This window comes from Burkholderia sp. AU4i, assembly GCF_000466765.1.
Lineage (GTDB): Bacteria > Pseudomonadota > Gammaproteobacteria > Burkholderiales > Burkholderiaceae > Burkholderia > Burkholderia cepacia.
In genome coordinates this window covers 1-545 of the sequence record NZ_ASSI01000469.1, presented here as the reverse complement: position 1 = coordinate 545, position 545 = coordinate 1, and the positions used below count along the sequence as shown (strand labels likewise).

The window sequence follows — 545 nt, the reverse complement described above, 5'->3', positions numbered from 1 at the left end:
TGCTCTTCCGATCTACTGCTGCGCGCGCACGGCTTCGCTGCCCGCGCGACGCCGCTCTTCAGCTGGACCGACGACCCGCGGGCAGCGGCACTGCATGCGGCACTCGCGGCACACGGAATCTGGACGCGGTACTTCCCGATACCGTCGAGCGTACGCGTCGGCCTGCCGGGCAGCGAAGCCGAATGGCAGCGCCTCCGCGACGCACTCGCGCACTGCGTGCCGCTGCTGCAACGGGAATCCGCATGATCGCGCGCCTGTTGCGCCGGCTGACACCGGTCGCGATGCTGACCGCACTCGTTCACGCACCGCTTGTCCACGCCGACGTCACGACGCGCGACGACGCCGGCAATACCGTCACGCTGCCCGCACCCGCGCAGCGCGTGATCAGCCTCGCGCCGCACGCGACCGAGCTCGTCTACGCGGCCGGCGGCGGCGCAAAGCTCGTCGGCACGGTCACGTACAGCGACTATCCGCCTGCCGCGCAAGCGATACCGCGCGTCGGCGACAACAAGGCGCTCGACCTCGAGCGGATCGCCGCGCTGAAG

The 545-nt window shown here is 70.8% G+C and carries 2 pseudogenes; both read left to right on the top strand.

From position 1 onward, the window contains the following. A pseudogene (locus tag L810_RS43590) lies at window positions 1-246 on the top strand (threonine-phosphate decarboxylase); the annotation flags it as partial. Beyond that, window positions 243-545, top strand: a pseudogene (locus L810_RS43585) (ABC transporter substrate-binding protein); the annotation flags it as partial. The pseudogenes L810_RS43590 and L810_RS43585, both read left to right, overlap by 4 nt.